Origin of the sequence: Nonomuraea sp. NPDC049695 (assembly GCF_040674955.1) — a bacterium.
Classification (GTDB): domain Bacteria; phylum Actinomycetota; class Actinomycetes; order Streptosporangiales; family Streptosporangiaceae; genus Nonomuraea; species Nonomuraea helvata.
The window spans coordinates 19,927-45,333 of the sequence record NZ_JBFANV010000036.1; the positions used below are offsets into that span (position 1 = coordinate 19,927).

The window sequence follows — 25,407 nt, forward strand, 5'->3', positions numbered from 1 at the left end:
CGGTGACACCTCGGCCGAGCCTGGGGCTGCGTGCCCGGCTGTTGTTCGCGTTCGCGCTGCTGTGTGTGGTCACCGCGACGGCGGTGTCCGGCGCGATGTACGTTCAGGCCCGCAACGAGATCCTGCAGCGGGCCCAGGATGGCGCGGTGCAGGCGCTGAAAAGCCGCGTGCAGACGACGCTCTTCCCGTTGCGGAGTGCGGCGCCGGGCCCGGATGAGCTCGGCGATATCGCCCGCGCCGTGGTCGACCAGTACAGCCTCGTGGTCGCCGTCTACCACGAGGAGTACTCGGTGGCCGGCGCGCTGGGGCGCCCGCCGGGGGGCAGGAGGCCGGGCGAGAACGCGCCGGCCCCGCCCGTCGCGCCGACCCCGACTGTCGCGGCGATTCCGCCGGAGCTGCGGCAGATGGTGGCCGACGGCGAGATCGGGTGGCAACGCATGGTGTGGCGGGGCGCGCCCTACCTGATCATCGGCACGCCGTTGCTGATCGACGGGCAGAACCGGACGACGCGGGTGTCCGGCATCGAGGTCTACGTCGCGCGCAGCCTGCTTCCCGAACAGCGCAGTATCGACGGGCTCGCCGCATCCGCCTGGCTCACCAGCGGGGCGGCCCTGGCGTTCGCGGTCGTCCTCGCGTTGCTGGCCACCCGTGGCGTGCTGGGCCCGGTGCGCGAGCTCGGCCGGGCGGCGCGCCTGCTGGGCGAGGGCGAGCTGCGGACCAGGATCGCGGTCACCGGCTCCGACGAGCTGGCCGACGTGGCACGCACGTTCAACAACACCGCCGCGGAGCTGGAACGGCACGTCGAGCAGCTGCGCGAGATGGAGGCCGACGCCCGCCGGTTCGTCGCCGACGTGTCCCACGAGCTGCGCACCCCGCTGGCCGCGCTCGCCGCGGTCGCCGACGTCCTCGACGAGGAGGCGGCCCAGCTGCCCGAGCCCGCCGGCAGGGCCGCCAGGCTGGTCAGCCAGGAGACGCTCAACCTCACCGGGCTGGTGAACGACCTCATCGAGATCAGCAGGTTCGACTCCGGCGTCGCGGCCCTCGCGCTGAACGAGGTCGACGTGGCCGAGCTGGTACGCGCGACCCTGCGCACCCGCGGCTGGTCGGACTCGGTCGACGTCGAGCTTCCCGCCGGGGTGACGGCCCGGCTGGACCCGCGCCGCGTGGACGTCATCCTCGCGAACCTGGTCGGCAACGCGCTGCGACACGGCGAGCCTCCCGTGTCGGTACGGCTTTCCGCCGATCCGCACGGGGTCACCCTCGAGGTCCGCGACCGCGGAACGGGATTGGACGACGCGGTGCTGCCGCGCGTGTTCGACCGGTTCTACAAGGCCAGCGCGGCCAGGGCCAGGTCCGAGGGCAGCGGCCTCGGCCTCGCGATCGCGCTGGAGAACGCCCGCCTGCACCGCGGCGACCTCACCGTCAGCAACGTCCCGGACGGCGGCGCCAGGTTCACACTGCGCCTGCCGCGCGATGCGGACGGAGGCCACGAGTGAGGGCCCGGCTCGCCCGGCCGGCGCTGGTCGCAGGCCTCGTCGCGCTGGTCGGCGTGGCCGGCTGCGGTGTGCAACCCAGCGGCGCCGTTTCCGCCGGCGTGCCGCCGAGCGGACTCGTCGCACCCACCTGGAAGATCACCCTCTATCTGGTGAAGGACGGCCGGCTCAGCACGGTGACGCGGCGGGCCGCTGGTGGACCGTCCCCGGCGAACGCGCTCATGCTGCTGGCGGCGGGACCCACGCCGAGCGAACAGGCGCAAGGCCTCACCACCGACGTCTCTCGCGATGCCGGCCCGTTCTCGGTCAGTACCCAACGGGTGGGCCGCCTGTCGGTGACCGTGTCCACTCCGGCCGGCGAGCTGTCGGCACTGGCCGTCGAGCAGATCGTCTGTACGGTCGACGCCGCGACGCCGGGACGCTCCGCCCAGGTCACCGTCGTCGGGGCCGGGCAGAGCGTCGGCCCCCGCACCTGCTCGCGGTAGCGACAGGCCGCCGGGTTGCGGCCGTGACACGACCATGACACGGCGCGTACGAGGTGAGGACACCGCTGGCCGACAGTGGAGGGCGTTCCAGCGATGTGATCACGAAAGGGAGAAGGCGTTGGCTGACGACGAAGGATGGGACAGGCGTTCGGTGTTGCGGGGTGCCGCGGTGCTGGCAGGCGCGGCCGCGACGGCGCCGCTGCTGGGCGGGGCGGGCACGGCGCTGGCCGCCGACGGTGACGCGGACGCGCTGTTCAAGGCCGGCAAGTTCGAGCAGGCCGCCCGCGCGTACGAGGAGATTCTGAAAGCGGACCCCAAGAACCTGCACGCGGCCCGACGGCGCGGCTACGTGGCGCTGCTGTCCAACCGGTTCCCCGACGCGGAGAAGTATCTCAAGCTTGCCCTCGCGCTGGCCCCCGACGACAAGGAGACCAACTCCTACCTGGGGGACTGCTACATCCGGCAGGACAAGCTCACCCAGTCCGCGCCGCACTGGAAGGCGGCCGGCGAGGACAGCTACGCCAAGTGGTTCGCGGCGGTCAGCGGCGAGGCGTACCAGGTCCACGGCGACTCCGCGCGGCTGCCGATCCAGCAGATGGACCCGATCCCGCTGGTGGAGGCCTCGGTCAACGGCGGGCCGGCCAAGCGCTTCATGTTCTACACCGGCGCCCCGAATCTGAGCCTGCGGGCGTCGGTGGCCAAGGAGGCCGGGCTGAACCCCGTCGCCAGCCAGGAGGTCGAATACGAGAACGGCACCATCTGGGCGTACTACGGCGTGCTGGACTCCCTCAAGCTGGGCGGCATCGAGCTGCGCAACGTCCCCGTGGGCTGGTCGTCGACGGAGTCGGGCGAGGACGTCGGCACCGACAGTGACGGCCTGATCGGCACGTGGGTCTTCTACCACCTGCTGACTACCTTCGACTACGCGGGCCGGTCGCTGATCCTGCGCCGCAGGACCGCCGAAGCGGCCAGGAAGGCGCGCGCGGGCGCCAAGGCCCTGCCGCTGTGGCTGGCCCGCGAGCAGTACCTGCACAGCGTGGGCAGCTTCACCGGCAGCGCCGGCTCCCGCACCGGGGTGGTGGGCGTGAACTTCGGCGGGACCAGCGAGATCGCCGCCGGCCTGCGCGGGAAGACAGGCGAGGAGCTGGGGATCCGCGCCGACTACGACCGCGAGATCGGCACCTTCGGCAGCAGCCACCCGGCCGTCGTCTACCCCTGCTACCCGAAGGAGATCCGCCTCGGCGACGCCGTCGCCAAGGAGGTCTACTGCTACACGAACCCGAACTCGGCGATCAACGTGGGCTGGCCCTTCGGGCCGGGGTTCGACACGATGGGCTGGTTCTCCCACTGCTTCTGGAAGCCCTACAACATCACTGTCGACTTCACCGACATGAAGCTCTACCTCGCCCGCGGCAAGGCCACCTGATCACCGCCCCGGGCCGAGCCAGGTCGTGAGGGCCGCCCGGAGCGCGTCCAGATCCGTCCGACCGCTCCGGGCCACCCAGGCGACGTACCCGTCGGGGCGGATGAGGACGGCCCCCTCGCCGGAGCGGGCACGGAGGAGGTCGATCGAACAACTGCGGCAGGGGCTGCGGCAGATCCTCTCCTATGGTCGCGCGTCGACGCTCGGCCCCTCGTTCTCGATCTTTAAGTCGGCCGGGACCGATGTGCTTGGCCTCCGGTATAGGACAAGATCGCCCGATGCGCCTTGCTCGCAAACGCCTCGCCCCGCTTTTCACCGGCGCTATCGGACTCGCCTCGCTTCTGACGCTCTTCGAGGTGAGCGCTCCCGGCCTGTCCTACTGGGCATTGCTGCTGGCGCTGTACTGGCTGGCGCCCGCCATCACCTGGTCCGCGCTGTTGGGTGAAGGCGCGCGGGGGCGGGCGCCCTGGATGTTCGTCCCACTCGTACTGGTGCTGGGCACCGTGCTGCTGGTCACGGTCGACGCGCCCCTGCGCATGCGCTTCGCCTGTTCGAGAACACCCCAGGATGTTGTTGATCACTCCGGCGGCGAACGAAAGAGCCCTGTCGTGACCGATATTTTCATCGTGTCCGTCAACGAGGTTGAAGGCCCGACCCTCCGCGGAAGAGTCCACCTCATCAATCCCGACATCCCGTTCGTCTCCCTGGAGGCCGGGTTTCCCTTGGCCCTGCTCGTGGACGCCTGGTTCCTCCTGGCCAACGGCTATCTGCGCAACGAAAGCCTCTGGGAAAGCCGAGGCCCCTTCTCTGTTGTGCGGGGCAAGGAAATCGTCACAAGCATGCGGCTGAAGGACGATTTCCAAGAGCTTTACGATCTCATGCACCGCAAGCGGGTATGGGGCAGCGATGCCGGCCCGGCGGAGTTCTATCGACGAGCCGCCGACATCATGATCTCCAATGACGCCAGCCCCATCCACAACGTGCCTGACTGGAGCGAGGTCGTGTCATTTGACGACCCGGACGAGCCCTGGGAGCCGGTACTGAGAGCTTGTAGGGATCCAGCCGGGATGGCCGAGGCCGCAGCGGCTTGCGCGGAGCCGGCCAGACCGAGGCCAGCGCCTTTCTCCACGGTGCGAAAGCCGACGCCGTGCTTGCTCTCAGTACAACGACTGGAGGGGGCGCCATGCTCGCGGTCATTGGCCAGACCACAGGAGCAAGGCTGATCAGCGAGTGGCTGGAACAGGCGCATCCCTACATACCGACCAGGGCCGCGAGCCGGGGGAGACCTGGTCGCTGCGCACTCGGCGCGCCATACTGATAGCCGAGGACGAGGATCTTCGAGGCCGTGCCCGCGCGAGCTACTACGAGCTGGAACGCCTGATCGCCGCCGCCATCGGCAAGGATGCCGGCCTGCCGCCCGACGCGCTGGCCCCGCGGCTGACCGCGTACACGGTGGTGGGCGGCCTGCGCGAGCTGTACATGACCCATGAGGCCGCCACCGAAGACCTGCTTCTCCTGGTCGACCGGGTGCTCTCCTTCGCCCGTGCGGGCCTGGCCGAGCTGGTGGCCGGTTGAGCCGGCCGCGTCCTGCGGCTGTCGCTCGCGGCCCTGCCCGGGAGCGAGGATGACTACGCCGGATAGGAGCAAGCGATGCGGACCCGACAAGGTGCCCGGACTGTGCTGCTGGATCAGGACGATCGGATTCTGATGATCCGGCACAGGTACGACGGCGTCATCGTCGTTCCCGGGTCTCCGGTCCGGGAGTTCTTCTGGGTGCCCCCAGGCGGGGGATTGAAGGAGGACGAAGACTTCCTTCAGGCCGCTCGTAGGGAGCTGCTGGAGGAGACCGGACTGACGGAGGTCGAGTGGGGGCCGTGCCTGTGGACTCTCGATGCGGACGTCCGGTGGGGTGGCGAACCCCTGCACATGCACGAGCGGTACTTCTTGGCGCGGGTGCGCGGCACGCAGACCATCACCCGCGCCTACCTGGAGCCGGGCGAGGAGCAGGGAGTCGTTGACCACCGATGGTGGTCCTTGGCTGAGCTTGTCGCAGCCGAGACCACAGAGACGCTGCGGCCTGTGGGGCTTTCGGAGCTGTTGGCCGATGTGCTGGCCGCAGGGGGACGTCCGCCAGGCGAGCCGCGTGCCCTGCGCATATAGGAGTCCTGTCCCCTGAACTACCCAGGATGAAGGCCGCTCCCGGATCGTGGAAGCGGCCTTTCTGGTTGCTGCATGACCCACCGAGCCGGCCAGATCCGTGATCATCGGCGCCGTGGAGACCGGCGGCCCCCATATCTCGGCCGGCTGCGGCTCCCACAAGGCGTTTGATGACGGGCCCGGCCCGCTCAATACCCGCTGCGGCGAGGGGCGGCGGTCGGGCGGCGGGAGAGGTTGGTCCGGCCCGTGGGCTTGAGGTCGCGCGCCGGGTGTTCGTGCCGGTGCGGCGATCGGGCCCGGTGGTCGGTGCCGGCCTGGTTGATCGAGGCGGGGAGCTTGATATGCATGCTTTCTCCTTGCGGTTCTAAGCCCTGGTGAGCCAGGTGACCTGGGCGCCGTTGTCGAAGGACTCGCGCCGGGCGGGGGTGAACAGGGTGGGGCGGAACTGTCCGGAGAACATGGGGATGCCCGTACCCGCCACCACGGGGTAGCTCTTGAGGATGATCTCGTCGATCTCCGGGAGCAGGGAGGCGGCGAGCTTGCCGCCGCCGCAGAGGTAGATGTCCATGCCGGTGTCCTCGGCCTTCAGCCGTCGGATGAGCTCGATCGGATCGCCCGTCTCCACCTGCACCGTCGGGTCGTCGATCGTCAGCGTGCTGGAGACGACGTACTGGCGCAGGTGGGAGTACGGGCTGGTGGTGGGGACGTCCAGGGCAGGCTCGTACGTGCCACGGCCCATCACCAGCGTGTCGAAGACCTTGTTGGGCACGCCCTCGAGGCCGACAAGCTTGCGGACGTGGGTGGGGAGCGTCTCGGGGTAGCGGGCGTTGATCCAGGCGGCCATCTGGTCCGACACGGGGTAGAAGTCGAACTCGGCGTTGGGGCCTGCGATGTAGCCGTCGAGTGAGACGCCGACGTAGTAGACAAGCTTCCGCATATCGATCAACTCCGTATGTAGTACTCTGGTTGGAGTGGTTTGAACGTAGTACTACAAATGGAGTGGTGTCAAGTGCGCAAGAATCCCGAGCGGCGGCAGGCGCTGATCGACGCGGCCATCGAGGTGCTGGCCAGAGAGGGGGCGCGGGGGCTGACCTTCCGGGCCGTCGATGCCGAGGCGGCCGTGCCCACGGGCACGGCCTCCAACTACTTCGCCAACCGCGACGACCTGTTCACCCAGGTCGGCGGACGCATCTATGAGCGGTTGCTGCCCGACGAGGCCACGATCGCCCGCAACCGGGAGGGCGTGCAGGACGAAACCCGCTATGCCGAGCTCATGCACGAACTGGTGGATCGGGTCTCCGCCTTCAACTCCGGCTACCTTGCCCTGCTCGAGCTCCGGCTGGAGTCCACCCGGCGCCCTGAACTGCGAGCCGTGCTGACCAAGCGCATCCGCGAGGACATCGACGCCAACATCGGCTACCACGCCACTTCAGGTCTGCCCGGCGACTCGACCTCGGTGGTGCTCCTCTACCTCGCGCTGAACTGGCTCATCGTGGAGCGGCTGACCCTGCCCGACATCTTCACCGAGCAAGAGATCCACGAGCTGGTGGACGCCGTCGTGCGAAGGTCGCTGAACACCTGACGCCGGGATCATTTTAAACAATGTGTTTAAAACGGGAAGTTGACATCGAATCGAGTGCTGCGGCATCGTGAGCCCCATGCCTGCGAATGTCGATCATCACCCCGATCCCTTCACTCCTCCGCATCCGGAGCAGGCGCGCGCGCAACGCGTGCACGCGTCCCTGTTCCGGATCGCCGAGCGGCACGCGGCCACCGATGAGCAGCGCGGCCGGCAGGCCCATGCGTCCGCCATCGGCCCGCACGAAGCCGTCAGGCTCGTGGCGTTCCTGCTCAGCGGAGCCGCACGGCTGGATGACGGCGAGCCGGAGGTCGATCACGCCGACATCACCGCGGCGTTGAGCCTCCTTCCGCTGGTACGCGGGGAGCTGGACGCGCTGGAGGTCGGCCTGCTTCAGATGGCGCGGGGCCGCGGCATGACCTGGCAGGAGATCGCGTTCGGGCTCGGGCTCGGCACCGCACAAGCTGCCAGGCAACGCCACGAACGCCTCGCGGACCGCGTCGAAGACCCGGAGTAGCACGCGCCAATGCGCTTGTTTCGCCAATGAAACTTTTGGAGTCCTACGTCGTGATTTCTGAGCTGATCTTCCGCCCCATCACCGGGCCAGAGGAGATGAACCTCTTCAACGCACTGCCGGGTCCCTACAACGACAGCCTCGCGGAAGATCTCCGGAACGGGCACTGCAGAGCCGACTGGATGTGGATGGCCCTGCGTAACGGTCGACCGGTGGCACGGGTCGGCTGGTGGTCTCGCAGCGGCACCAAGCCGGAAGTCCTGGAAACCCTCGACATCGACGACACCTGCGACGACCCGCTTCGGATCGATATCGGCGAGCATCTTCTGCGCACCGCCCTGGGCGAGCTCTTCCCGGCGGGCGCCCGTCCGCCCCAATACGTCCTCCAACCCGTCCCCGTGGACTGGAGAGACGACTCCAAGACCGGCCGCCGGACAAGGGACCGGATCGAGGTGGTGCGGCGTACCGGCGGCAAGGTGTTTGTCGAGAGGCTCCGCTATCGCTGGACGTCCGACGCACCGTTGCCCGCACCCAGAGGGCGACTCTCCTTCCGTCCGGTCAGGGACGAGGAGGAGGCCATCGTCCTTCTGACCGGCATCCTTCCAGGCACGCTCGATGCCTACAGCCAGGCCGACGTGGCCCGCTCCTCCATCCAGGACTACGCCCGTGTGCAGTACCACGAGGAGTTGCTGAGCTATCCCAGCCCGCGCGAATGGTGGCGGGTCGGCGTCCGCCCGGACGGCGAACCGGTGGGGATGGTCGTTCCGGCGCAGAGCCCGAACGGCTTCGTGATCGCCTATCTCGGGGTCACCGAGGGCCATCGTGGCCAGGGCTTTGTCCATGACCTGCTCGGCGAAGGAACCCGCCTGCTGGCCGCCCAGGGCGCCGAACGCGTCACCGCGGACACCGACCTGGGGAACGAGCCGATGGCCCGGGCCTTCGAGCATGCCGGGTACGACAACTTCGCCCGGCGCATCGACATGTGCTGGGACTGAAATGGCCCGCCGATGTCACTATCAGCGTAGATCCCAGTCATGACCGCGAAGCGTCACTGGAGTGCCAGGGATCAACTGATCAGGTCTCTGATCGCCTCGGTGACGGCATCGGGTTGACTCTCCGGCAGAAAGTGCCCACCCGGCAGCATCAGGGTGCGGACATCCGGCGCCCAGCCCTGCCAGACCGCCGAGGGGTCAAACGGCAGCACCATGTCGCCGGGGTCCTGCCAGATCGCCAGGGTAGGAGCCTTGATGCGCCGGCCGGCCTGCCGATCCTCGCTGTCGTGGGCCGCATCGACGAAGGCGCTGGCCCGGTAGTCCTGGCAAATGGCGTGGATCGTTTCCGGATCGCGCGTCGCGGCCAGGTATGCCTCACGGACCTCGGCGTCGAACGTGCCGGCCTCGGCCCAGGCATCGAGGAAGTAGCCGAAGAACGTGTCAGGGTCGGCGCCGATCATCCGTTCGGGCAGGTCGTTGAGCTGCGCGAGGAAATACAGGTGGAAGCCGAAGACGCCACCCACGCCCGCCAGCGACTCCCACATGTCGACGGTGGGAATGACGTCGATCACGCCGAGGTGATCGACGGTGTCCGGGTGATCCAACGCGGCGCGGAAGGCGACCAGCGCTCCACGGTCATGGCCGACCAGGCTGAAACGTTCGTGGCCAAGCTGTCGCATCAGCGCCACCATGGTCGCCGCAGTCACACGCTTGCCATATTGCTCGTGGCCACCCACCGGCTTGGCGCTGGCCCCGTAACCGGGCAGGTCGGGGCATATGACGCGGAAGCGGTCCGCCAGCGCCGGAGCGACATGCCGCCAGGCCAGATGAGTCTGTGGGAAGCCGTGAAGCAGCAGCAACGGCGGTCCCTCGCCGCCTGAAGCCACATGGAGGTCAAGATCGTTCACCCGGACCGTGCGTTCGTCGAAACCTGAGATCGTTGACGCCATCGGCCCAGACTGTCATGAGCAACCGACACTTTTCCGCCGGCCATGGCCGGCTGGTGGATCAATCACGTGGTTGGAGGTCTACCGGCGACTCTCGGTGGTTCCGAGTCCGGTTTCTCTACGGTCAGTCATCAATCCAGGGAAAGCCGTCGGGGTCAGCAGTGGAGCGGGCCTGAATCACCGCGTCGTCGTGTCCACGCACGTCACTGAGGGATGGGAATTTCTCGGGAAGCACCCGGAGCTTGGCCACCGGCTGGGCCGACGTCAGTTTGACCACCTGGCGCTGGCGGATTCCTCGTATCGGAGGTTGATGCTCGAACCCCTCGGCGGACAGGAGATAGACCGTTCCTTCGTGCCATGGGTCGAGGTCGAGTACGGGCCGGCTGATGGAGAAGTAGTAGCAGGTCTTGCCTGCCAAGTCGCTACATGAGTTCACCATCGACAGCGGATGATCGCGGTTGAGTATCGCGTAGAACATCGGCCAGATGCCGTCCGACGCGGCATAGACGGCTGTGCGATTGCCGAAGGCGTCGCTGTCGTAGGACCGGCGTGGATCGAAGCGCTCGATCGAGGGATTGTTCGAGCCGTGGAGAACGTATCCGGCTTGCTCGGCGACGTAGCAGAGGAACTGCCACTTCGGTGCGGCCAAGGTATAGGGAATGGGCTTGTCAGGCCCTTGGGCAACCGCATCGGCGAGTAACGAGGCGAATTCTGCCAGGGTCTTGTCGTCCGGGCTGAAGGGCGGCCGGGGCAGCCAATAGGAAGGAAGATCCACGACCTCAACCTATATACCGTCCTGCCCATATGAGTCCTTCGACCGAACCCTGCCGGAGATGCAATGAACAGAGCGGCAAGGCGAAAGCAGGAGAGAAGCGATGGTGACCGCGGCGGTGTAGGACGTTGCGGTCTTGTCGTAGCGGGTCGCCAGGCCGCGGAACTGCTTGAGCAGGTTGAAACAACGCTCCACCACGTTGCGGTTCCGGTAGATGTCGCGGTCGAAGACGGGCGGCCGTCCGCCGCGGCTGCCGCGCCGTAAGCGGCCGGCGATCTGGTCTGCCCGCTCGGAATGGTGTGGCCGATACCGCGTCGTCGCAAGTAGGCGCGGATGGCGCGGGAGCTGTAGCCCTTGCCGGCCACCACGTGGTCCGGGCGGGTGCGTGCCCGTCCAGGCCCCATGCGAGGGACCTGGACGGCGGCCAGCACCTCGGGCAGCCGGGTGCAGTCGTTGACGTTGCCGCCCGTGACGACAAAGACCAGCGGCCGGCCCTGCCCGTCGCACGCCAGGTGGATCTTGCTGGTCAGTCCACCTCGGGATCGTCCGAGGGCGTGATCCGCAGCCGTCCGGCCCCCCTTTTCGGGCCCCGGCCGCGTGCTGGCGCGATGCCGTTCAGCACCCGCCGGTCATCCTCTCGCGGACGGCCCATCCGCCCGGCCGGGAGTAACTCCCTGAGGATCTCCCACTCTTGGTCGGTCAGCTCATGACGGCGAATCACCAGGCCATGCTGCCGAACCCAAGATCTCTTTGAAGACAGTTCCTAGCGGAGAACGGCGAGGTCTCCCCGCTGGACGGTGCCGCCGCGCACGACGCCGGCTTGCAGGCCGAACCGTACCTGGTGCGCGTGTCCGAGCAGCTTGAGGAGCTGCGCATCGGGTCCCAGCCCGTGGTGGGGCTGAGGTATGCCGACCATGACGCAGCGGGGCATTCCCGGCCCGAGACACAGTTCTACCTGGTCGCCGATGGTGAGATGGCGGCCCTGCCAGTCGTCCTCGATGAAGTCGGCGCCTTCCGCCTCCAGCACGATGTTCGCGCGGAAGCGGGCGACATCGACGGGTTCGCCGAGCAACCGTTCCAGCTTGCGCACGGCGGCGGTGGTGACGAGATGAACAGGGGCCTCGTCGTGGTGCGGCACGGAGGACTGCCGGCGCAGGTGCAGTGGCCGGTCCAGAAGCGTGCTGAGCACCTGAGCGGCTGCCGGGTCGTCGGTACGATGCTCCCGCCCGTCCGGGAGGACCACCAGCGGCACTTCGCCGTCTTCTGAAGTCTCCAGGCGGGCGCGCAGGGTGAGCAGACCGTCGATACGGCGGAAGCGACGGGTGGTCTTGCCGCTGCCGATCCCGCCGTCGTCGGTGTAGACGGCCCAGCCTCGGTCCCCGGAAACGCCGTCGGCGGTGAAGCGTGCATGGGTCAGCCGCTCACCCCCCATGGACTTCACCGGATACCGCGCCAGCTCGACGACCTGGCCCACCGGCAGGGGCGACGGCGCCGCTCGGCCCGGTGTGTCCGCGCAGAGGCAGGAGTACAGGCGCCGGTTCGCGCTCATCTGCCCTCCATCGCCGGCCGCAGCCCGGAGCCGTGCAGCACCAGGTACACCGCGCCCGCGGTTCGGTCGCCGCTCGGTGCGCTGCTGCTCGGCACTGTCATACCCGGCCCTGGGACCACGGTCAGCCAAGCGCGGACCGCCACGGCCGCCAGGAGAGATCGCACCACGGGGACTGCCTTCCCTTCGTCAGACCTGATGCTCCGCCAGCCATCGCATGACCTGTTCGGCGTGGCCGGCCGGCTCTTCGACGGGAAAGAACACGTGCTCGACCCGGCCGTCGACCACGATGAGGGTCAGCCGGCGATACAGCGTCATCTCGCCGGCATCGAACGTGGGCAGGCCGAGAGCGGCGGCCAGGGTCAGGCGCGGGTCGGCCAACAGCGGGTACGGCAACCGGAGCCGGTGCACCACCTCCCGCTGATACCCGCTCGACTGTGCCGACAGCCCGTAGATCCGCGCCGCCCCGGCCTTCAGCAGGTCGGCGTGATGGTCGCGGAACCCGCACGCCTGCTCGGTGCAGCCCCGCGCGCCCGGTATCGTCTCCCATCCCTGCGGCAGGTCCACGCCCGGCCGTCCGGTCAGCGGATACCCGAACAGCACGCTGCGCCCCTGGCCGAGCGCCTGGACGTGGACCCGGCTCCCATCGGTGGCCACGAGCTCCAGATCCGGCAGCTCGGCTCCGAGCAGCCTGGCCGGGTCCACTGCCGCGATGGCCCGCCGCCGACCGGACTGCGGCCGCATCATGAGCTGTGCGGCCGTGTCGAGCTGGGCGCGTAGCGCGTCTCGTTGGTCGGCGAGCTGCCTGATGCGCTGCTCCAACTGGTCGATGGCCCGCTGGTACGTGGCCAGCGACGCCGGACACAGATCACCAGCGTCGGCGCCGCTGATCAGGCACTCGACGAACGGCCGCGTCTCCTCCACCGGAAGGCCCAACGCCATCAGCGACCGGATCTGCTCCACCAGCCGCACCGCGATCGGGTCGTAGTCGCGGTAGCCGTTGGCGCAGCGGCGCGGGACGACCAGGCCGACCTCCTCGTAGTAGCGCAACGCCCGCACTGTGACACCGGTACGCCGCGCCAACTCCCCCACTCGCATGACCGGAACCCTAAACCCGCGCTTCGAGGTACAGGTCAACGAGTCCGTCCTCGCCGACCTGCGTCCACGAGGGGGCCAGCGTTCCGAAACGGGCCACCGATGCGGCGACGGCCGGGCGGTGGTCAGGCCAGATCGAGCAGTTGCTCGTAGAAGCCGCCGAAGCCGCGAGCCCGGTCCACGAAGTGCAGCTCCAGAATCCAGTGACAGGCCCGCCCCGCCCGGTCGGTGCGCCGCAGCGGGGTGTCGTTCTCCAGGGTGATGTAGGACTCCGCCTTCGCGCCGTCGTTCACCTCGTGCGGAAACTCCCCCACGAGATGCCCGGCGTGCCAGATGCCGATCTCCCAGCCGGCTTCGCCCGCCAGCCGTGCCACCTCGGCGTACAGTTGCCGGCCGGTGATATCCGGATCGGCCGCGAACGCAGCGCGTCCGGCGTCGAAGACACGCGGCAGGTCGTGCAGCAGGCGGTGCTTGTCCGGGTCGTCGCCGAAGACGTACGTGCGGCCGAAGTCGGCTTCGTACTCCTCGAAGATCGGGCCGAAGTCGGCGAAGGCGACGTCGTCCTCGCCGATGATGCGGTCGGGTGGGTTGTCCCGGTACGGGAGCAGAGTGTTGGGCCCGGAGCGAATGATCCGCTTGTGCCAGTGCTTGGTCGTGCCGAACATGTCGTTGGCCAGGTCCCGGATGCGATCGCTCGCCTCCCGCTCCCCCACTCCAGGGGCGACCAGCCCGCGCGCCTCCACCTCGGCGAACAGGGCGATGGCCTTCTCCTGCGCCGCCACCAGACCCGCGACCCGCCGAGCCTCGTCCGGTCCGGAAGATGTCGTCGTCCCATCGTGACCAGCCGCGTACACCCAGCCGTGCAGACCCGACGCCAGCGGTACGAGAGCACGCTGGTAGTCGTCGACCTCGTAGTCGTCGGCAGCGGCGAGTTCGTCCACACTCAGCCGGAGCGCGGTGCCCTCCACGACATCGGCGGCGTTTCCCGTGGCCTGCAAAATCGGATGATGCTTGGCGCCACTGATCGCGATGACCTGCGGATCGGTGATCTCCACCATGGACAGCCGGTAGCCGGGCAACCGGTCCGGAGTGCCGCTGACCTCGCGGCCGAACACCGACAGCTGCACCTCGCGCCGACGCAGCGTGCCATAGGAGAACAGAACGACAGCGTTATCAGACATGACCGAAACCCTAAACCCGCCCCCTGAGGTACAGGTCAACGTCGTCGCCCTTGGTGGCCGCCACCGCGGCCGCTCGTTGACGACAGAGCGAGCTGACCGAAATTCCCGGCCTCGCGCGAAGCGCGCTCCTCGTGAGGACCATGCTTGTGGAGCCCCGGCCTGATTATGGCTCCTCGCTAGCTAGCTCGTGGCTGTATCACCGTGCTCGATCGGGGCGCTCAACAGATCGCTCGCCGACCGGTAGATCTTCGCCAGAGCGGTCATCAGGTGCCGGCGCTCGGTCTCGGTGAGATTTTCGGTGACCTTGTCCTCGATCAAGCGTCGTTCGGTTTCGATCGGCTCCTGCAGCGCGCGTCCCGCATCGGTCAGCCACAGCCGGACCAGGCGGTTGTCCCGGTCGTCGCGGCGACGGGTGATCAGCCCGGCTTCGGCCATCCTCCCGGCCATCTTCACCACGGCAGGCGTCGTCACGTTCACCGCGGCGGCAATCTCTCCCGGTGTGCTGCCATCGCGTTCCCATAGCACCGCGAGCAGGTGGTTCTGCCCGAGGTGCAGGCCATGACGCTGCATCGCGGCCTCGGCCGCGGCCCGCAACGCCTTCGACGTCTTGCTGTGCAGGTCGAGGAACTCGGGCACCTGACAGCCTCCGATGCTGTGGGGGATCGGCCGATGGGCCGCTGTTGACAGGTAGATCGTTAACCGGTTAGCGTTTCGCCTCGAAAGTCGTTAACCCGTAAACGATCTGGGGCTTCCTATGCTACTCATCACCGGTGCCACCGGAAACGTCGGCCGCGAACTCGTCCACACACTCGACGCGATGGGCGCCGCATTCCGGATCTTGGTCCGTGACCCGGCTCGCGCCGCCGACCTGCCCGAACGCGCGGAACGCGTGCTCGGCAACCTGGACAAGGCTGAAACGCTCACACCCGCATTCGACGGCGTCGACAAGCTGTTCCTGCTCACGCCGGGCATCGGGCTCGACCACACGGCCCACGCTCTGACCGCCGCCAAGGCCGTAGGCGTGCAGCACATCGTGCACCTGTCCTCGTTCAACGTCCTCGGCGACCCGATGCCCGCCATGGGGCGTTGGCACCACGAACGGGAGGAAATCATCCGCGCCACGGGCATTCCCGCCACGTTCCTACGACCCGGCGGCTTCATGACCAATGCCTTCGACTGGCTGCCCACCATCCGCGAAGGAGGCTTCGTCCTCGACCCGGTCGGGCCTGGCCGGTACGCGCCGATCGACCCCGCGGACATCGCCGCCGTCGCCGCCCTCGCCCTCACCGAGGACGGCCATCAGGGAGAGGAGTACGTCATCACCGGAGAAGAGGCGCTCACCATCGCCGAGCAGGTCCGGATCCTCGCCGCCGCAGCCGGCCGGGACATCGAGGTGCGTACGGTGGCCACACCAGCCGAGGCCGTCCGCTCCCGCTTCCCCAACGGAGCGCCTCCTGCGCTCGCTGACGCCATCATCGAGGGATTCACCCTCATGCGTGCAGACACCGTCGGGTTCCGTACGGACACCGTGCACCGACTGCTCGGGCGCAGACCGAAGACCTTCGCCGACTGGTGTGCTCGCAACGCCCATGCATTCCGACTCCCCGCCACCGCCTGACCGGCGGGAACGTGCTGGTGGTTCAGCGGCTCAGCCGGCCGGCCGCTTCGCCGCAGCCGGGTCGCCGGCATCGGCCCGAGCCTGCAGCTCCGCGATCGCAGCCTCATCGCCTCGCTCGGCCAGCAGCCCGGCCAACTGCTCCGCCTCCATGAAGGCCCAGTCCTCAGGGTCGTCCTGCCGTTCCAACCGTTCGCAGCCATCGAGGGTGTCCAGGAACTCCGTCTGGAGACCGGCCGGGTTCTGCCACACCTGGTCCGAGAACCTCCACACCCGCACCGCGCCTTCCAGATCGCCACGCTCGGCCAGCAGCTGAGCCAACCGCCTGGTCGTGGGCGAGTCGTCGCCATAGGCCTGGCCCCATACCCGCACGGCGTCTTCCAGATCGCCCTGCTTGACCAGCAGTTCCCCCAACCGCCCTGCCGCGCGCCGATCGCCGGCATCAGCCCGAGCCCGCAGCTCCGCGAGCTCATCTAGGTTGGGCACATCGCTGCCTGATCGATGTTCCACTGGCAGTCACCTCATCCGCGAGCCCGAGGGGCGCCGGCAAGCGCCCGTCGACTCCATGAACGTAACCAATCCACGGAGCTGAGACGAGCGCCCACAGCGATACCTCCTGGTCACATCGTCAAGCGCCTGGTTCCGGGTCGGTCGACTCTTCGAAGCCCTGGTCGGCAAGGATCTTGTTGATGCGAGTGCGATGTGCCTCCTCCCAAACGTCGAGGGACTCGCCGGCCTCCTTGGCCAGCTTCGCCCTGGCGGCGGCGAGCACCTCGTCCCGACGCGCCCTCGGCGTGACCACGATGCCCTCCTCGTCGGCCACCACGATGTCGCCGGCATTCACCTGCACGCCGCCGCACCGCACCTGAACGTTGAGCGGCTCGACGGCCGACTTGGTCCCGGGGATGGGAATGATCCCTCTGGCGAAGACAGGAAAGCGCATCTGGCGCACTTCACCCAGGTCACGGATCACTCCGTCGGTGACGATGGCGGCGATTCCGCGACGTTGCGCGACAGCGCACACGTTTCCTCCGGCGAGCGCGTAATCAACGTCGCCCGATTGGACAACGATGATCGAACCAGGTTCCGCACGATGAATGGCGGCGTGCAGCATGAGGTTGTCTCCGGCCGGGCACCGGACGGTGAACGCCGGCCCGGCCACGCGCGGAATGTCGGACCACAGCGGGCGAACACCGTAGTCCATGACCTGCTCGCGTCCGAGGATGTCGGCGAGCGTGGTGGAGGGTACGTTCCCGAACTCAGCGAAGTCGCTCATCTCTTCTTCCTGGCTTCTCGACGTGGAGCCGTCATCGTTCACTGGGCAGTCGTGGCGTTGTGGCGCTGGTAGTGGCGTGCAGCCCGGGCGCGGTTGCCGCATGACGGTTTGCACCATTCCTGCCGCCCGTGGCTCTTGACGAAATAGCGTACGCAGCGCGGTGCGTTGCAGGCCCGCAGCTGCTCACGCTGCGGACCGCTCAGGAAATCGATGGCGGCCCGCGCCAGGGCTGCGATCAGTCGGATGCCTGCGTCGCGTTCGTTCGACAACAATCCCGTACGGGGTGTCCCGCCCGCGGGCCAGGCAAGTTGCGGAACGATGGCTTCACGGGCGGCCGCCGCATTGAGGTGCGCCAGCGCCTGCTCCACAGGCATCAGCCGGTGGGCGTCGGCCCGGCTCGGCGGTGCCGGGCTGACCGCTTGCGCGAACAGCGCCCGTACGGCCCGGCGCAGCTCGACGATCTCGCTCCTCAGCCTCTCGTCCATCGAGAGCCCTGCGACGTCGACGTGGGTGCCCAGCAGGTCGGCCTGCTGGTGGATCCAGCGGGCCATGCTCTGCGCCGTCGCCAGATCGTCGGCGACGCCGCCGTCGCCGTCGTGGCGAATCGTGCTCGCCAGTTCCAGGGCCGGCCAGCGCTCCACTTGAACCTCGTCCTCTCCGTGCCCTATGGTCCCTAACGCTAAATCTCATTTAACCATTAGAAGCCTGGTGGAGGACCACACAATGACGTTGCTGCTGGCCCAGATCAGCGACCTGCACCTCGATGGCACCGACAAGGCGACCCGGCGCGCCACCCAGGTCATGGACTACCTGCGGGCCCTGCCCCGCCCAGTCGACGCCCTGCTCGTCACCGGGGACATCGCCGATCACGGAGAGGAGGCCGAGTACGAGCAGGCCGCCCAGATCCTGGCCGCACCCTTCCCCGTGCTCACCTGCCCTGGCAATCACGACGTCCGCCCCGCGTACCGCAAGGCACTGCTGCGGCAGCCACCCGGCCCCGGCCCCGTCAACCAGGTGCACCACATCGCCGGCACCGCCATCCTGATGTGCGACGCCACCATCCCCGGCCGCGACGAGGGCCGCCTCGACTCCGAAACCCTCGACTGGATGCGCGCCACTCTGGACGGGCTCGCCCCGGACACGCCCGCGCTGATCGCTTTCCACCAGCCGCCCGTCGAACTCCACCACCCGTTGCCCGACTCCGGGCGGCTGGAGTCGCCCGGCGACCTGGCCGCGCTGCTCGACGCTCACCCGCAGGTCGTCGCCGTACTCACCGGCCACGCTCACACCGCGGCCGCGTCCACCTTCGCCGGCCGCCCCTTGATCGTCGGACCGGCCGTCACGTGGACCCTGCGCCTGCCGTGGGAGGGCGACCAGCCCGCCGACCGCGAACAACCGCCCGGCCTCGCCTTCCACATCCTGGACGACGACCGCCGCCTGACCACCCACTACCGCGTCGTGCTCCAGGCATGATCCACCCGTACGCGGTCGCCGCGTTCCTGCTGGCGGTCCTGCCCATCATCGCCACCCCGGGCGCCAGTCTGACCCTGCTGATCCAGCACGTCACAGCCGGCGGTCGCCGCCAGGCTCTCCCCGTCATCCTCGGTACGGTCAGCGGCCTGTACGCCCACGCGGCCCTGGCCATCGCCGGCCTGTCGGCGCTGGTCATGCGCTCCAGCCAGGCCTTCACCGCCGTCAAGCTCATCGGCGCGGCCTACCTCGTCGGCCTGGGCCTGTGGACCTGGCGCTCCACCACCCTGATCCCTCCTCCCGCGCCGGCGGACCAGCCGAACCCGACCGGTTCCGTCTACGCCCAAGCGGTGCTCGCGAACGTACTCAACCCGAAGGCGGCCTCCATCTATCTGACCCTGGTACCGCAGTTCATCCTGCCCGGCCGTCCCTTCGGCGGGCAGATCCTCACTCTGGCCACCGCCCATGCCCTGCTGATGGCGGTGTGGCTGCTGACCTGGACGGTCCTGATTCACCAAGGCGCGCACATCGTGCACAAGGCCCGCTTCAAGCGAGCGGTGGGCAAGGTGACGGCGGTGGTGCTCGTCGTCCTCGGCGTCCGGGCCGCCACGACGTAGGCGACGTCGCGATCGGCGGCATCGGCGGCGCACCCGCGGACCCTGCTAGTGCGTGGTTCGGCGTGCCTGTCTTACCTCGCGGTCGATTGCCCAGGCGTCTGCCACCGGGCCCATGTGCCCCAGCTTGTCGGGGTTGATCACCGCGCGGACGGTCTGGATCTGCCCGTCGAGTACGTCGAGCGTCAGGGTGTGGAGCACCTTGCCGTCCCGGTCGCGGAAGATCGCGCCCGGCTGGCCATTGACCTCGTGCGGCTCACCCGTCACGCCGATCAGGGCCATCCGGGGGAAGACGGAGGCGAGCAGCCGGGCCACGTTCTGGGCGCCGATGACGGCCTTGGCCAGGCGCGGGGCCTTGCCGCCGCTGTCGCTGACCATCGATACGTCGGCAGCCAGCAGAGTCTGCAGGCCGGCGACGTCGCCTTCGCGGAGGGCGTCGAAGAACCGCGACGCCAGTTCTTCCCGCTCTTTGCGGTCCGCCTCGAAGCGGGGCCTGCCTGCGGCCATATGGCGCCGCGCCCGTACCACCAGCTGGCGGCACGCCGCCTCCGAGCGCCCCACGGCCGACGCGACCTCGGGAAAGCCGAAGTCGAACACCTCCCGCAGCACGAAGACCGCCCGTTCGAGCGGGGACAGCCGCTCCAGCAGCACCAAGGCCGCCATCGACAGCGAGTCGGCCAGCTCCGCCGACCGCTCCGGGTCCTGGTAAGGGTCGGCGAGCAGCGGCTCGGGGAGCCACGGCCCGACGTACTCCTCCCGCCGGACGCGGGCCGAGCGCAGCACGTCGATCGAGATCCGGGTCACCGTGGCCGACAGGAACGCCTTGGCCGACCTGGGCTCCGTCGCGGTGGCCTCGAAGCGCAGCCAGGTCTCCTGGACCGCGTCCTCGGCCTCGCTCACGCTGCCCAGGATCCGGTAGGCGATCGAGAACAGCAGCGACCGCAGCTCCTGAAACTGCTCAGCCCTGCTCATGCCAGCTCCTCCTTGAAACCCTGCCGCCACGAGGGGTAGCGCAGCTGCCAGCCGAGCTCCCGCTTGGCCTTGGCGTTGGAGAAGCCGCGGCCCTCGGTCATCATCGTCACCGCCACCTGTCCGGCCAGCAGCCGGGCCAGCCAGGTGGGCACCCGCCTCGGCCGCTTCGCGCCCGCGCACTCCGCCAGATACGGCAGCCATTGGCCGGCTGGGGCCGGTTCGTCGTCCACGATGTTGAACACCCCTCTGGCCTTCCGCTCCACCGCCAGGACCGTAGCACTCGCCGCGTCGTCCAGATGCACCCAGGAGGAGTAGCCGGTACCGCCTCCCACCAGCGGGAACTGCCGCTTGCGGATGAGCTCGACCTGGTCGTCGACGGCCCCAGGCCCGTACAGCGCGCCATAGCGCAAGGCCGCACCGCCGGCCTCGACGACCACCTCCTCGACATGGCGGATCGCCGCCGCCCCTGCGTGCGCCGCTGTTCCCTCCTCCGGGTCCAGCGGGTCCTCCTCGGTCTTCACCCATCCGCCCTGCCGGATGCCGTTCCATGAGGCATGGCTCTGCGCGACGACGTGGGAGACCCCAGCGGCCTCGGCGGCGGCCAGCAGATGGTCCGTCCCCTCCGTGCGCAGCCGGTTGGTCCTGGCGAACCAGCGGTCGATGTGCTTCATGTCGGGCTTGCCCGCATGAGCCGGCGAAATCGCGGTCATCTGATGCACGATCGCGTCCGGCCGAGCCGTGGCCACCGCCTCACCGACCGACATCGCATCCAACCCGTCCATCACCACCCCCTCCGCGCCCAATCCCGCCAGCAACCCCACCTTGGCCGCGCTCGTCGTCGTGGCCGTCACCTGATGGCCTCGCGCCAGGAGCTGCGACACCAGCCGCTGCCCCAGAGCCCCGCTCCCGCCTGCCACGAACACCCGCATGATCAATCTCCTTGGCCGAGGACTGCCTGCACCCTCTGGACGAGACAGCAACCCCCGCCAGTGACATCTCCGAACGCCCGCGCCCGTACGGCCCTCTCGGGTACGCCCTCATCCCGCTACAGGCTCCCGGGTGTGAGAGCCCTCACACCGTGTCACAGCTCAGCGGGGTGTCTCGTCTTAGAGAGCATGACGAACTCGGAACAGACCTCGGTGCTGATCACCGGAGGCAACAAGGGGCTCGGTTTTGAGACGGCCCGGCGGCTCGGGGAGCAGGGCTGGACGATCTTCCTCGGCTCGCGTGACGAAGAGCGAGGACGGGCGGCTGCCGCCAAGCTGGCCGACGGTGGCGCGAACGTGGTCATGGTCCCGCTGGACGTGACCTCGGACGAGTCGGTGGCGGATGCCGTACGGCTCGTCCGCAAGCACACCGACCGGCTGGACGTTCTCATCAACAACGCCGGTGCGCCGGGAAGGGCCGTCCCGCCTGCGGACGCGACGGCCGGCGAACTTCACTCCGTCTACGACACCAACGTGTACGGACCGGTCAGGGTCACGCACGCCTTCCTTCCCCTGCTGCAGGCGGCGGACAATCCGCGGGTGGTGATGGTGTCCAGCGGCGGCGGTTCCTTCGCGGTCGTGACCGACCCGGACCAGCCCGTCTCGAAAATGCACGAGCTCGCCTACAGCTCGTCGAAGGCGGCGCTGAACATGATCACCGTCCGGTACGCCCAGGCGCTCCCGCAGATCAAATTCAACGTGATCACTCCTGGAGAAGTCGCCAACCGCAAGTTCACCGCCACCGACATGAACCATCACACCGGCCAGCTGACGGTCACCGAGGGTACCGACCCGATCGTCAAGCTCGCGATGATCGACGCAGACGGGCCGACGGGGATCTTCATCGATCGCCTTGGCCCCGTCGCCTGGTGACCGACGCGCGATCAACCTGCGGTCGAGGGGCGCCACGGGGTGGAGGACGCTTCGGAGTCAGAAGATCGTCTGCCTAGAATCGGAGGTCGATCGCTGATCCGAGGGGCAGGAGGCCGAGGATGGAGCTGGTCGGCGCGTTGACGGAGGCCAACTGGGAGTCGCATCGCCCGGCGGTCTTCGGGGCGGCCTACCGCATCCTCGGCACCGTGGCCGAGGCCGAGGACGTGACGCAGGAGGTCTGGTTGCGCGCCGCCGCCGCCGACCTGTCCGCGGTGCGGGATCTGCGGGCCTGGCTGGTGACCCTGGCCGCCCGGACGTCCTACAACGTGCTGAAGTCGGCGCGCGTCCGCCGCGAGTCCTATGTCGGACCCTGGCTGCCCGAACCGCTGCTGACCGGGCCCGACGCCGCGGCTCAGGTGCTCATGGACGAGTCGGTGACCATCGCGATGCTGGTGGTCATGGAGCGGCTCACTCCTGCTGAACGCGTCGCGCTGGTGCTGCACGACGTCTTCGACTTCCCGTTCGGCCGGATCGCCGAGGTGCTCGGCGGCACGCCCGCTGCCGGCCGCAAGCTCGCCTCCCGCGCGCGGGCGCGGGTCGCCGAGGTCAAGGAGCGGCCCCGGGCGTCCAGGGCCGAGACCGAACGCGTGCTCAAGGCGTTCAAGGCGGCCGCCGACGCGGGGGACATGGCCGCGCTCGTCGGGCTGCTGCACCCCGAGGCCGTCTATGTCGCCGACGGCGGCGGAAAGGTGACCGCCGCGCGCAGGCCGGTCCAGGGCGCCGAGACGATCGCCCTGCTGGCGGTCAGGCAGATCGAGATCAGGCGCCCCGACGCGTTCCAGCTCATCGAGGTGAACGGTCATCCGGCCCTGGCGACCTACCGCGGCGGCGAGCTGGTCTGGCTCGACACCGTGGAGGTCGCCGACGGGCGGATCACGGCGTTCAGGAGACTGGTGAATCCGGAGAAGCTCGCCCACCTCGGTCACATCTGAACCCGCCATCTTGTCTCCCTGCCGAACCATCCCCGGGTGAGAGAAGGACGAGACAGTGGCACACGTTGTGATCATCGGAGGCGGTTTCGCGGGCGTGTGGAGCGCGGCGGGAGCGGCGCTGGCACGCGGGGACGCGGACCTGCGCATCACGCTCATCGCGCCGAACGAGCACCTGGTGCTGCGGCCGCGCCTGTACGAGCCGGAGCCGGACCTGGCCAAGGTGGAGCTACGCAGGATCCTCGAGCCGATCGGCGTCGAGCACCTGCGGGCCTCGGTGAGCACGATCGACACCGGCCGCCGCGTGGTGGTGGCCGACGGCGAGGAGATCGGCTACGACCGCCTGGTGCTGGCGGCGGGCAGCAAGCTCGTTCAGCCTGAGGGCCTGCCCGGCGCTGAACGGCTCTTCGACATCGACACCCTGGACGGGGCCCGGCGGCTCGCCGAGCACCTGCGCGACCGGGAGGATTTCTCCGCCGTGGTCGTCGGCGCCGGGTTCGTCGGCCTGGAGGCCGCGACCGCGCTGGCCGCCCGGGGCAGGGTGCTGCTGGTGGACCGGTCGGAGGTGGTCGCAGAGCCACTCGGGCCCGGCCCGCGTGCGGAGATCGAGGCGGCGCTGGACGAACTGGGCGTCGAACGCCGCCTCGGGACCACGGTGACGGAGGTCGGCGACGGATACGCCGTCCTCTCCGACGGCACCAGGGCCGAGGCGGACGCGGTGGTCTGGTCCGTCGGGATCAGGGCCAGCGAGCTCACCCGGCAGATCTCCGACGAGCTCGACCACCTCGGCCGGGTCCCGGTGGACCAGCGGCTGCGCGCCCTTCCCGAGGTGTTCGTCGCCGGGGACACGGCCGCGGCGGCGTTCGACGCCGAGCACACGGTCATGCAGGCATGCCAGCACGCCACCCCGCTCGGCAAGGTCGCCGGGTACAACGCGGCGGCCGACCTGCTCGACCTGCCGCTGCGCGACTTCACCCCCGGTCCGTACGTCACCTGTCTGGACCTGGGCGGCGCCGGTGCCGTCTTCACCCGGGGCTGGGACCGCAGGGTGATGGCCTCGGGCGCCGACGGCGCGGACGTCAAGAAGCGGATCAACCAGCACATCCACCCGCCCGTGGACGACGCCGCGAGGATCCTCGCCGCCGCCGACCGGGTCTACCTGGAGCTGCCCTTCTTCCCCCGCGACGAGGAGAAGACCGCCCCCGCCGCATGATCCCTTGATAGGTACTAGCGACACGGCCACCGGCAGCGTGCACATCGTGGACCTGCCGGATGTCGCCACCGCGCGTGCGTTCGTCTTCGACGAGCCCAACTACCAGGCCGGTGTGTACCGGGACGTGATGCTGCGCCGATGGCGCAACGTGCTCGGGCGCACCATGTGGGATTTCCCCGGCGGCCGAGAAGGCGGCCACCGGTATCTGGTGCTGGGCCTCGGCTCCGGGCAGGCTGCCGACCTTGTCCCGCCGCCCGACCGGGACGAGCTGATCGCGTACGGGCCGCTGCTGTCCGACGACGGCGCCACCTGGCTGGGTACGGCGGTGCTGCTCCGGGCGACGGACCCGGACGCGGCACGCGCCGTCCTGACCCGGGAGCGGTACGCCGACATCGAGGTCCACGACTGGGAGTTCGGCGGGCGGCGGTGATGAACGGGCTGTAGGGGGTGAGCGGTCGACCGGGGGCTACCGCGTGAACAGGTAGTTGTGCCGCCGTGTGCTCACCTTCTCCGTCCGGCTCCAGCGTGCGTGATGCCAGACGTGCATGTGATAGCCGCGCTCGATCAGCGAGCTCGCCACATCGGCGGCGCTCTGGCCGTACTTGCCGAGATGGCGCTCCTCGATCTCCAGCAGCAAGGTGGGCCGGTGCTGCGCGATCGTCCACTCGGCGCCCTTGAGCACCTCCGGCTCGAACCCCTCCACGTCCATCTTCATGAAGTCCACCCGGGAGATCTCGCGCAGCTCGCACACGCGATCGACGGTGTAGATGGGCACCTCCAGCGTCCTGGTGGCGGTGAACCGTCCGGGGTGCTTCAGCCCCTCCTGAACGTGCGCCCGGCCGTGGATCGGCAGGCCGAAGCGGTAGGGCAGCGTCAGCCGCCGCCAGCCGGTGGATGAGCCGATCGCCGCGTTGGTGACCTGTATGTTCCGCGCGCCGGCCGCGCGCCGTCCCGTTTCCAGGATCCGGTACGGCACCGGCAGCGGCTCGAAGCTGTGCACCCGCCCGGCCGGACCGGCGAGCCTGGCCAGCGGATAGGTGTACATCCCGTACGCGGCCCCGATGTCGAAGCAGACCGCCCCTGGCCGTACGAACTCTGCCAGCCCGAGCAGCTCCGGCTCGCTGAGCGACACCGTCGCCGCCGCTCTGAGCAGCGCGGCCGCGGCTCCCAATCTCTTCATGCCGGCGACCGTAGGCGGAGTGCGGGCGGCGGCGG

General features: G+C 69.0%; 33 protein-coding genes and 1 pseudogene. 16 read left to right on the plus strand and 18 right to left on the minus strand.

Translation table 11 applies throughout. From position 1 onward, the window contains the following. Nucleotides 1–2 precede the first annotated feature (2 nt). From AB0J64_RS28390 to AB0J64_RS28400, 3 genes are all read left to right on the plus strand, one after another. A complete protein-coding gene (locus AB0J64_RS28390; protein WP_364033050.1) occupies nt 3–1,496 on the plus strand; it encodes a HAMP domain-containing sensor histidine kinase in 1,494 nt (497 codons plus the stop codon). Next, nucleotides 1,493–1,978 carry a hypothetical protein gene (locus AB0J64_RS28395; protein WP_364033053.1) on the plus strand — a complete coding sequence of 162 codons (486 nt, stop codon included), beginning with the start codon at nt 1,493–1,495 and terminating at the stop codon, nt 1,976–1,978. The genes AB0J64_RS28390 and AB0J64_RS28395 overlap by 4 nt, the downstream gene beginning before the upstream one ends. A gap of 118 nt (nt 1,979–2,096) precedes the next feature. After that, on the plus strand, nt 2,097–3,404 hold the full coding sequence (locus AB0J64_RS28400) for an aspartyl protease family protein (protein ID WP_364033056.1): 1,308 nt from the start codon (nt 2,097–2,099) through the stop codon (nt 3,402–3,404). On the opposite strand, the gene AB0J64_RS28405 is transcribed toward AB0J64_RS28400, so the two are convergent. Then, complete coding sequence (locus AB0J64_RS28405) at nt 3,405–3,578, minus strand: hypothetical protein (protein WP_364033295.1); 174 nt, start codon at nt 3,576–3,578, stop codon at nt 3,405–3,407. A 101-nt stretch (nt 3,579–3,679) separates the two neighbouring features. On the opposite strand from AB0J64_RS28405, the gene AB0J64_RS28410 reads away from it, so the two are divergent. From AB0J64_RS28410 to AB0J64_RS28420, 3 genes are all read left to right on the plus strand, one after another. After that, the gene (locus AB0J64_RS28410; RefSeq protein ID WP_364033059.1) at nt 3,680–4,624 is read left to right on the plus strand and encodes a hypothetical protein; all 945 of its coding nucleotides are present in this window, start codon (nt 3,680–3,682) and stop codon (nt 4,622–4,624) included. A 7-nt stretch (nt 4,625–4,631) separates the two neighbouring features. Continuing rightward, a complete protein-coding gene (locus AB0J64_RS28415; protein ID WP_364033062.1) occupies nt 4,632–4,976 on the plus strand; it encodes a hypothetical protein in 345 nt (114 codons plus the stop codon). A 75-nt stretch (nt 4,977–5,051) separates the two neighbouring features. After that, nucleotides 5,052–5,561, plus strand: a complete 510-nt coding sequence (locus AB0J64_RS28420; RefSeq protein ID WP_364033065.1) for an NUDIX domain-containing protein — start codon at nt 5,052–5,054, stop codon at nt 5,559–5,561. A 185-nt stretch (nt 5,562–5,746) separates the two neighbouring features. On the opposite strand, the gene AB0J64_RS28425 is transcribed toward AB0J64_RS28420, so the two are convergent. Both AB0J64_RS28425 and AB0J64_RS28430 read right to left on the minus strand, forming a co-directional pair. Then, complete coding sequence (locus AB0J64_RS28425) at nt 5,747–5,905, minus strand: hypothetical protein (RefSeq protein WP_364033068.1); 159 nt, start codon at nt 5,903–5,905, stop codon at nt 5,747–5,749. A gap of 17 nt (nt 5,906–5,922) precedes the next feature. Then, on the minus strand, nt 5,923–6,495 hold the full coding sequence (locus AB0J64_RS28430) for a dihydrofolate reductase family protein (RefSeq protein ID WP_364033071.1): 573 nt from the start codon (nt 6,493–6,495) through the stop codon (nt 5,923–5,925). Between the two features lie 72 nt (nt 6,496–6,567). Between AB0J64_RS28430 and AB0J64_RS28435 the strand changes: the two genes are divergently transcribed. From AB0J64_RS28435 to AB0J64_RS28445, 3 genes are all read left to right on the plus strand, one after another. After that, the gene (locus tag AB0J64_RS28435; RefSeq protein ID WP_364033074.1) at nt 6,568–7,140 is read left to right on the plus strand and encodes a TetR family transcriptional regulator; all 573 of its coding nucleotides are present in this window, start codon (nt 6,568–6,570) and stop codon (nt 7,138–7,140) included. Between the two features lie 76 nt (nt 7,141–7,216). Next, the gene (locus tag AB0J64_RS28440) at nt 7,217–7,654 is read left to right on the plus strand and encodes a DNA-binding protein (protein ID WP_364033077.1); all 438 of its coding nucleotides are present in this window, start codon (nt 7,217–7,219) and stop codon (nt 7,652–7,654) included. Between the two features lie 50 nt (nt 7,655–7,704). Continuing rightward, nucleotides 7,705–8,646 (plus strand): GNAT family N-acetyltransferase, encoded by a 942-nt coding sequence (locus AB0J64_RS28445; protein WP_364033080.1) that lies wholly within the window; start codon nt 7,705–7,707, stop codon nt 8,644–8,646. 71 nt (nt 8,647–8,717) lie between these two features. Here the strand turns inward: AB0J64_RS28445 and AB0J64_RS28450 are convergent, their stop codons facing one another. The 9 genes and pseudogenes from AB0J64_RS28450 to AB0J64_RS28490 all read right to left on the minus strand — a co-directional run bounded on the left by AB0J64_RS28450 (nt 8,718) and on the right by AB0J64_RS28490 (nt 14,820). Next, entirely contained in the window at nt 8,718–9,593 is an 876-nt protein-coding gene (locus AB0J64_RS28450; RefSeq protein ID WP_364033083.1) for an alpha/beta hydrolase, read from the minus strand. A 121-nt stretch (nt 9,594–9,714) separates the two neighbouring features. Next, nucleotides 9,715–10,365: a hypothetical protein gene (locus tag AB0J64_RS28455; protein ID WP_364033086.1), complete on the minus strand. Its 651-nt coding sequence runs from the start codon at nt 10,363–10,365 to the stop codon at nt 9,715–9,717. A 9-nt stretch (nt 10,366–10,374) separates the two neighbouring features. Further along, complete coding sequence (locus tag AB0J64_RS28460; RefSeq protein ID WP_364033089.1) at nt 10,375–10,560, minus strand: hypothetical protein; 186 nt, start codon at nt 10,558–10,560, stop codon at nt 10,375–10,377. A gap of 152 nt (nt 10,561–10,712) precedes the next feature. Beyond that, nucleotides 10,713–10,971: pseudogene (locus AB0J64_RS28465) on the minus strand (transposase); the annotation flags it as partial. Nucleotides 10,972–11,125: 154 nt separating this feature from the next. Continuing rightward, nucleotides 11,126–11,911, minus strand: a complete 786-nt coding sequence (locus AB0J64_RS28470) for an MOSC N-terminal beta barrel domain-containing protein (RefSeq protein WP_364033092.1) — start codon at nt 11,909–11,911, stop codon at nt 11,126–11,128. Further along, a complete protein-coding gene (locus tag AB0J64_RS28475) occupies nt 11,908–12,078 on the minus strand; it encodes a hypothetical protein (protein ID WP_364033095.1) in 171 nt (56 codons plus the stop codon). The genes AB0J64_RS28470 and AB0J64_RS28475 overlap by 4 nt, the downstream gene beginning before the upstream one ends. Before the next feature lie 19 nt (nt 12,079–12,097). Then, a complete protein-coding gene (locus AB0J64_RS28480) occupies nt 12,098–13,006 on the minus strand; it encodes a MerR family transcriptional regulator (RefSeq protein WP_364033097.1) in 909 nt (302 codons plus the stop codon). 122 nt (nt 13,007–13,128) lie between these two features. Then, nucleotides 13,129–14,184 carry a M24 family metallopeptidase gene (locus tag AB0J64_RS28485; RefSeq protein WP_364033100.1) on the minus strand — a complete coding sequence of 352 codons (1,056 nt, stop codon included), beginning with the start codon at nt 14,182–14,184 and terminating at the stop codon, nt 13,129–13,131. Between the two features lie 180 nt (nt 14,185–14,364). Continuing rightward, nucleotides 14,365–14,820, minus strand: a complete 456-nt coding sequence (locus AB0J64_RS28490; RefSeq protein ID WP_364033103.1) for a MarR family winged helix-turn-helix transcriptional regulator — start codon at nt 14,818–14,820, stop codon at nt 14,365–14,367. A 118-nt stretch (nt 14,821–14,938) separates the two neighbouring features. Here AB0J64_RS28490 and AB0J64_RS28495 point away from each other — a divergent pair, with 118 nt between their 5' ends. Continuing rightward, nucleotides 14,939–15,802 carry an NAD(P)H-binding protein gene (locus tag AB0J64_RS28495; protein WP_364033106.1) on the plus strand — a complete coding sequence of 288 codons (864 nt, stop codon included), beginning with the start codon at nt 14,939–14,941 and terminating at the stop codon, nt 15,800–15,802. A gap of 30 nt (nt 15,803–15,832) precedes the next feature. Here the strand turns inward: AB0J64_RS28495 and AB0J64_RS28500 are convergent, their stop codons facing one another. From AB0J64_RS28500 to AB0J64_RS28510, 3 genes are all read right to left on the minus strand, one after another. Beyond that, complete coding sequence (locus tag AB0J64_RS28500; protein ID WP_364033108.1) at nt 15,833–16,309, minus strand: hypothetical protein; 477 nt, start codon at nt 16,307–16,309, stop codon at nt 15,833–15,835. Between the two features lie 118 nt (nt 16,310–16,427). Then, entirely contained in the window at nt 16,428–17,117 is a 690-nt protein-coding gene (locus AB0J64_RS28505) for an RraA family protein (protein WP_364033110.1), read from the minus strand. Then, complete coding sequence (locus tag AB0J64_RS28510; RefSeq protein WP_364033112.1) at nt 17,114–17,716, minus strand: CGNR zinc finger domain-containing protein; 603 nt, start codon at nt 17,714–17,716, stop codon at nt 17,114–17,116. The genes AB0J64_RS28505 and AB0J64_RS28510 overlap by 4 nt, the downstream gene beginning before the upstream one ends. An 82-nt stretch (nt 17,717–17,798) precedes the next feature. Here AB0J64_RS28510 and AB0J64_RS28515 point away from each other — a divergent pair, with 82 nt between their 5' ends. Together AB0J64_RS28515 and AB0J64_RS28520 are read left to right on the plus strand one after the other, a co-directional pair. Then, complete coding sequence (locus AB0J64_RS28515) at nt 17,799–18,548, plus strand: metallophosphoesterase (RefSeq protein ID WP_364033115.1); 750 nt, start codon at nt 17,799–17,801, stop codon at nt 18,546–18,548. Continuing rightward, nucleotides 18,545–19,162 (plus strand): LysE family translocator, encoded by a 618-nt coding sequence (locus tag AB0J64_RS28520; protein ID WP_364033118.1) that lies wholly within the window; start codon nt 18,545–18,547, stop codon nt 19,160–19,162. The genes AB0J64_RS28515 and AB0J64_RS28520 overlap by 4 nt, the downstream gene beginning before the upstream one ends. A 45-nt stretch (nt 19,163–19,207) precedes the next feature. On the opposite strand, the gene AB0J64_RS28525 is transcribed toward AB0J64_RS28520, so the two are convergent. Together AB0J64_RS28525 and AB0J64_RS28530 are read right to left on the minus strand one after the other, a co-directional pair. Then, complete coding sequence (locus AB0J64_RS28525; RefSeq protein ID WP_364033121.1) at nt 19,208–20,131, minus strand: RNA polymerase sigma-70 factor; 924 nt, start codon at nt 20,129–20,131, stop codon at nt 19,208–19,210. Further along, complete coding sequence (locus tag AB0J64_RS28530) at nt 20,128–21,060, minus strand: NAD(P)-dependent oxidoreductase (protein ID WP_364033124.1); 933 nt, start codon at nt 21,058–21,060, stop codon at nt 20,128–20,130. The genes AB0J64_RS28525 and AB0J64_RS28530 overlap by 4 nt, the downstream gene beginning before the upstream one ends. 186 nt (nt 21,061–21,246) lie before the next feature. On the opposite strand from AB0J64_RS28530, the gene AB0J64_RS28535 reads away from it, so the two are divergent. The 4 genes from AB0J64_RS28535 to AB0J64_RS28550 all read left to right on the plus strand — a co-directional run bounded on the left by AB0J64_RS28535 (nt 21,247) and on the right by AB0J64_RS28550 (nt 24,622). Continuing rightward, nucleotides 21,247–21,990: an SDR family NAD(P)-dependent oxidoreductase gene (locus tag AB0J64_RS28535; RefSeq protein ID WP_364033127.1), complete on the plus strand. Its 744-nt coding sequence runs from the start codon at nt 21,247–21,249 to the stop codon at nt 21,988–21,990. 119 nt (nt 21,991–22,109) lie between these two features. After that, the gene (sigJ, locus tag AB0J64_RS28540; protein ID WP_364033130.1) at nt 22,110–22,982 is read left to right on the plus strand and encodes an RNA polymerase sigma factor SigJ; all 873 of its coding nucleotides are present in this window, start codon (nt 22,110–22,112) and stop codon (nt 22,980–22,982) included. A 55-nt stretch (nt 22,983–23,037) separates the two neighbouring features. After that, entirely contained in the window at nt 23,038–24,192 is a 1,155-nt protein-coding gene (locus tag AB0J64_RS28545; RefSeq protein WP_364033133.1) for an FAD-dependent oxidoreductase, read from the plus strand. A gap of 4 nt (nt 24,193–24,196) precedes the next feature. Beyond that, on the plus strand, nt 24,197–24,622 hold the full coding sequence (locus tag AB0J64_RS28550) for a YciI family protein (RefSeq protein ID WP_364033136.1): 426 nt from the start codon (nt 24,197–24,199) through the stop codon (nt 24,620–24,622). Between the two features lie 36 nt (nt 24,623–24,658). Here the strand turns inward: AB0J64_RS28550 and AB0J64_RS28555 are convergent, their stop codons facing one another. After that, on the minus strand, nt 24,659–25,372 hold the full coding sequence (locus tag AB0J64_RS28555; protein ID WP_364033139.1) for an FkbM family methyltransferase: 714 nt from the start codon (nt 25,370–25,372) through the stop codon (nt 24,659–24,661). Nucleotides 25,373–25,407: the final 35 nt, after the last annotated feature.